At 68.4% G+C, this 5097-nt stretch carries 6 protein-coding genes; 5 read left to right on the plus strand and 1 reads right to left on the minus strand.

Annotation, left to right across the window (positions count from 1 at the left end; translation table 11 throughout):
* The 4 genes from ETD85_RS65310 to ETD85_RS59940 all read left to right on the plus strand — a co-directional run.
* Positions 1–330: hypothetical protein (locus tag ETD85_RS65310; RefSeq protein WP_206059598.1), on the plus strand; the 330-nt coding region annotated here is incomplete at its 5' end.
* Positions 311–886 (plus strand): hypothetical protein, encoded by a 576-nt coding sequence (locus ETD85_RS59930; RefSeq protein ID WP_138698702.1) that lies wholly within the window; start codon positions 311–313, stop codon positions 884–886. The genes ETD85_RS65310 and ETD85_RS59930, both read left to right, overlap by 20 nt.
* Before the next feature lie 183 nt (positions 887–1069).
* The gene (locus ETD85_RS59935) at positions 1070–2281 is read left to right on the plus strand and encodes an ABC1 kinase family protein (RefSeq protein WP_476739314.1); all 1212 of its coding nucleotides are present in this window, start codon (positions 1070–1072) and stop codon (positions 2279–2281) included.
* Positions 2282–3261: 980 nt separating this feature from the next.
* Entirely contained in the window at positions 3262–3468 is a 207-nt protein-coding gene (locus ETD85_RS59940; protein WP_138698704.1) for a hypothetical protein, read from the plus strand.
* A gap of 231 nt (positions 3469–3699) precedes the next feature.
* On the opposite strand, the gene ETD85_RS59945 is transcribed toward ETD85_RS59940, so the two are convergent.
* Positions 3700–4329 carry a TetR/AcrR family transcriptional regulator gene (locus ETD85_RS59945; RefSeq protein WP_170247458.1) on the minus strand — a complete coding sequence of 210 codons (630 nt, stop codon included), beginning with the start codon at positions 4327–4329 and terminating at the stop codon, positions 3700–3702.
* Between the two features lie 68 nt (positions 4330–4397).
* On the opposite strand from ETD85_RS59945, the gene ETD85_RS59950 reads away from it, so the two are divergent.
* Positions 4398–4988 (plus strand): hypothetical protein, encoded by a 591-nt coding sequence (locus ETD85_RS59950; protein ID WP_138698706.1) that lies wholly within the window; start codon positions 4398–4400, stop codon positions 4986–4988.
* The last annotated feature ends 109 nt before the right edge of the window (positions 4989–5097 follow it).

Consider the following 5097-nt stretch of genomic DNA (forward strand, 5'->3'; position numbering starts at 1 on the left):
CTCCGCCACCGTCCCCGACCCTCGGACCACCACCTCTTCGCCCAATCCACGCGCCGTCTCGTCGCCCAGCCCTCCCTCCACAGCCTCCTCACCCAGTTCTCCTGCTGGCTCCGGTGCGTTGCCTGGGGTGCGAGCTGCGGGTGCATCGCCTGGCTCCCGTTCGACGGCGGCAACCCGATCCGCTACAGCGGGGGCGCGTTCCTCGGCGGAGGGAGTCCGTTCGGCGACGGCGGGGACGCGTTCCTCGTCAGGCGGAGCGCGTTCCGCCGCAGGGGGAGCACGCTCCTCTGCGGGGGCCCGTTCGCAAGGGGTGGCTTCGCCGGCCAATGATCGGGATGAGCGGCTCGACTCCCTCAGCGAGGAGATGGCGCGGCCGTCGGTCAACGCACTGGCCGGTGGGCCTTATCTTGGCGACAAGACGGATCGGCCCGATCTCGTCATCCTCGCGCCCGTCACCCCGCTGGACGGTGTGCTGGTCAACGAGTTGCTCGACCTGGACATCCCCCACCTCCTGGTGTCCGCCTTCGAAGGGCATGGCAGCGTCGGCCCTCTGGTCCTGCCCGGCATAACGGCGTGCCTGCACTGTCTGGACCTGGCGCGGCGCGACGACGACCCCGGCTGGCCCATCGTGACCGCCCGCATCGGCGGCTACCCGCCGGGCGAGATCGCCGTCGACTCGGCGCTCGCCGCCTTGGTCGCGGCGGAGGCGGCCGGTCATGCGCTTGCTCATCTCGACGGCAGGAGGTCGGTTGTGACCAACGGCACAATGGACGTAATGCCTGATTGGCGCTGGAAAAGACAGGCGTGGAACGTACATCCTCAATGTCGTTGTATGCGAAACAATCCTTATTCGCTAAGAATGGTCATGACGCCCAACCGCGACTGACGTGCCCAGACGACCACGAAGGGGGGAAGCGGCGCCTCCACCGAGGTTCCGCGCATCAGTGTGAGCGATCTTCCGCGCCGTGCTGTCACGCGCTCAGCCAAGCTGGCCGCTCTTCCGCTTGGCTTTGCCGGGCGAGCCGCCCTGGGCCTGGGCAAACGCCTGGGCGGTAAGTCCGCCGAGATCGTGGCCCAGGAAGTGCAGCAGCGTACCGCCGAGCAGGTGTTCAAGGTGCTCGGCGAGCTCAAGGGCGGCGCGATGAAGCTCGGGCAGGCGCTGTCGATCTTCGAGGCGGCGCTTCCGCAGGAGATCGTCGGGCCCTATCGCGCCACGCTGACCAAGCTCCAGGACGCCGCTCCCCCGCTGCCCGTGTCCACCGTCCACAAGGTGCTCACCGAGCAGCTCGGTGACGACTGGCGGGCGAACTTCGTGTCGTTCGACGACCGGCCGACCGCCGCCGCCTCGATCGGCCAGGTGCACAGGGCGGTCTGGCACGACGGCCGGGAGGTGGCCGTCAAGATCCAGTATCCGGGGGCGGGCAAGGCGTTGCTCGGCGACTTCGCCCAGCTGGCGCGTCTGGGGAAGCTGTTCGGCGCGCTGCTGCCCGGCCTCGACATGAAGGCCGTGCTGTCAGAGCTGCGCGAGCGGATCGCCGAGGAGCTCGACTACATCCGTGAGGCCGAGGCCCAGCACGCCTTCGCGCTGGAGTTTGACGGCGACCCCGACTTCCACGTTCCCGACGTGGTCGCGGCCAACGAGATGGTGCTGGTCTCGGAGTGGATGGACGGCACCCCGCTGTCGCGCATCATCACGGAAGGCACCCAGGAAGAACGCGACCGGGCCGGCCTGCTGTTCGTACGCTTCCTCTTCTGCTCGCCCGCGCGGGTCGGCCTGCTCCACGCCGACCCGCACCCCGGCAACTTCCGCATGCTGGCCAACGGCAAGCTCGGCATTCTGGACTTCGGCGCGGTCAACCGGTTGCCCGACGGTTATCCGAGGATCTTCGGGCCGTTGATGCGCATCTTCAACCAGGGCGACATGCAGACCGTCATGGCGGGCCTGCGCAAGGAAGGTTTCATCAGGGAGGACATCGAGATCGATCCCGACGCGCTGCGGGCCTTCCTCGCGCCGTACGTGGAGCCGACCGCGGTGGAGGAGTTCACGTTCAGTCGGGAGTGGCTCCAGGCGCAGGCGGCCAGTGTGGCGGATCTCCGTCCGACCAACGTGGTCCGCCAACTCAACCTGCCGGTGTCGTACGTGCTCATTCATCGTGTGCATGCGGCGGGGATCGGTGTTCTCTGCCAGCTGGGTGCCACGGCGCGCTTCCGCGACGAAGTGATCCGGTGGGTCCCCGGCTTCGCTGACGATCCCGACGACGAGCCCCTGACAATCGGTTAGCTCTCCCGGCCCCTTGAGGGTCCGCCCCGCCAGCCGTTCGGTGGTTCGGCCCCTAGGTTGCTCGGTCCCCAGGTGGTTCGGCCCTTGGGTCTTTCGGCCCCTGGGTGGTTCGGCCCGCTGGGTCGTTCAGTCCCCAGGTCGTTCGGCCCCTAGGTTGGTCGGGTCCCAGGTCGTTCGGTCCGTGAGTGGCTCGGTCCCTCGGTGGCTCGGCTGTTCGACCCCTCGGTGGTTCAGCCCCTCGGTGGCTCGGCTCTTCGACCCCTCGATGGTTCGGCGCGCTTCGGTGGTTCGGGTCCCGAGGTGGCTGCGGCCCTCCTGTGGATTCGGCTGGTTTGGCGGTTCGATCCCTGGTGGTTCCGTCCCCCGGCGGTTCGGCGGTTCAGGTCCCCTGCGAGTTCGGCCCTCTTGCGGGTTCGGTCCTCCGGCCTTCCGGCGAGTTCGGCCCCTTGGTGGTTCTGTCCACCGGCCTCTTGATGGTTCTGCCCTCCGGCGGGCTCGGCGGGCTCGGCGGTTCGGATCCTCTGGCGGACTCGGTCCTCCGGTCCTCCCGTGGGTGCGGCTCCTCGGGGGTCCTGTTCTCCGATCCTCCCGTGTGCGACTCCTTGGGGGTTCTGTCCTCCGACGGTTCGGTGATTCAGCCCGTCGCGGATGCGGCCGTTCAGCGGTTCGCACATGCGGCCCCTTCACAGGATGCGGCCCCTTCGCGGATGCGGCGGTTCGGCGGTTCGCGGGTTCGGCGGTTCGGCGGTTCGGGTCCTCGAGAGTTCGGGTCCTCGGCGGGGTTGGCGGTGCGGTCGCCTTGGCGGGGCGGCGGGTGCGGTGCTCTGGCAGGTTCGGCGTTCGGGTCCTTCGGGGACTCAGCGTGGTCTTGGCTGGTGGTGGCTTTGCTGACCGATGGCAATTCGCGGAACGCGCTATGAACGATGACTACTCTGTGTAATCATGTGAATGCAAACCGTTACTCTCTTGGGAGGATTCCCATGCATCGACCCGCGCAACTGCTGGTGGCCACCGTACTGGCGGCTGGAGGGCTGCTCGTGGCCGTCCCGGCTGCGCACGCCGTCGTCGATCCCGCCGTCATCGCCGAATGCCTGACTGCCAGCGTCGGCGACGTCACCCACCTCGTAGACCCGACAGCTCCAGGGGTGCCCGCCGAGGTTCCCGCCGTTCACTGCCTGGCTCCCTGACCGGGTTGCACCGTCTACGTGCGACGCCGCTGAAGATCGCCCCGAGCGGCCCCTGTTTCGTTGGGGTAGCGGACGTGGACGCGCTCGCACGTGCGCGGTGACCCGATAGACCTGCTCGCCGGCTCTCCCCGAGGTTCCGCTCTTCCGCACGGGCCCCGCCTGGGAGGGGCGGCGAGCAGCGTTTCCGAGGATGGATGCCGGCGCGGCTCAGGTGAAGCCTGGCAGGAGGGCTCAGGTGAGGCCCGACAGCAGAGCGCGGACTCCGTCGGCGAGAATGCGCTCGCCTTCCTCACGTGAGTTCAGGAACCAACCCGGGAGCGGGCTGCGGAGCGAGCAGGTGAGCTCGATGCTGACCAGGCCGTGGATCGTGGTCCACACCAGGTAGGCCGCACGCACGGGGTCACCGGAGCTGATCAGCCCCGCCTTCGAGGCCGCCGCCGTAGCCTGGGAGAGCAGGTCGAACGTCAGGCCGAGTGCGTCTTCGCGCTGCTGGGGCGACGGGTCAAAATCGGGCAGCGGGCGCTCGAACATCAACGCGTAGAGCGCCGGATCTCCCAACGCGAACTCCCGGTAACCGAGGGCCACCGCCATGATCCGATCGAGCGGGCTCGCGTGGCCGTCCAGAGACTTGGTCATCACCTCGTGCAGGAGGTGGAATCCGTACTGGTAGATGGCTTCGAGCAGGCCGGCACGGCCACCGAAGCAGGTGTAGATGCCCATGGTGGAGGTGCCGGCGACGTCCGCCACCCGCCGGAGGGTCAGGTGGAGCGCACCCTGCTCGCGCAGGACGTGCATGGCCGCGTCGAGGAGGTCCTGGCGCAGCGCGCCGAGTTCTTTCGGGGTGCTTACGGCTCTCGGCACCCTCTCACCATATCTGGCGATAACGCGCATCATAACAAGCGTTATCGTCAAGAGAAGGGACTCCCGAGATGCGCATCTACCGGGTCACGGCGGCGGCAGGGTTCGTGTGCGCCGTGCTGCTCGTGATCAACTCCGCCCGCCGCGCCGGCTTCCTGCCGGAGACTGCCTTCACCCATGCCATCGCACCGTTCGGAGCGCTGACGGGGTTACTCGCGATCACCGGCATCTACCTGCTCATCAGAGGCACGACGGGCACCACTCTCGGGCTCGTCGGGTACGTGCTCAACTCGGTGGGCCTGGCCGGGGCGTTCGCGATCGAGTACATCCTGCACTTCGTCTTCCCCTACCTGAACGGCGGCACCATCACCGGGCTGCTGGCCGGGAGCACGGGCCGGGCGTTCCTCGTCACGTCGGTGATTCTGCTGGCGGGAGTGCTGACGTTCAGCGCGGCGGCGATCAGGAGCGGAGCTATGCCTGTCGTGGGCGTGGTGCTGTACGCGGCGGGGATGATTCCCGGGTCGCTGCGGAGCCTGGTGCCGGTGCCGGTCTACCTGATCGGGCTGGTGGCGGCGGCCGCCGGGGTCGCCTGGATGGCCGCGCGACTCTGGTCCGCCGAGGAGGAGCCGGTCATGCGGGGGGTTCAGGTGGAGGGGAGATAGGAAATCGGGAGGGCCCCCGCCTGACGCCCCCAAGGTGAGGACGCCCCCAGAGTGAGGACGCCCCCAGAGTGAAGAGGCATCCAGAGTGAAGGGCGTGCGCGAAAAGGGG

It is taken from the genome of Nonomuraea zeae (assembly GCF_005889725.1).
GTDB classification, from domain to species: Bacteria; Actinomycetota; Actinomycetes; order Streptosporangiales; family Streptosporangiaceae; genus Nonomuraea; species Nonomuraea zeae.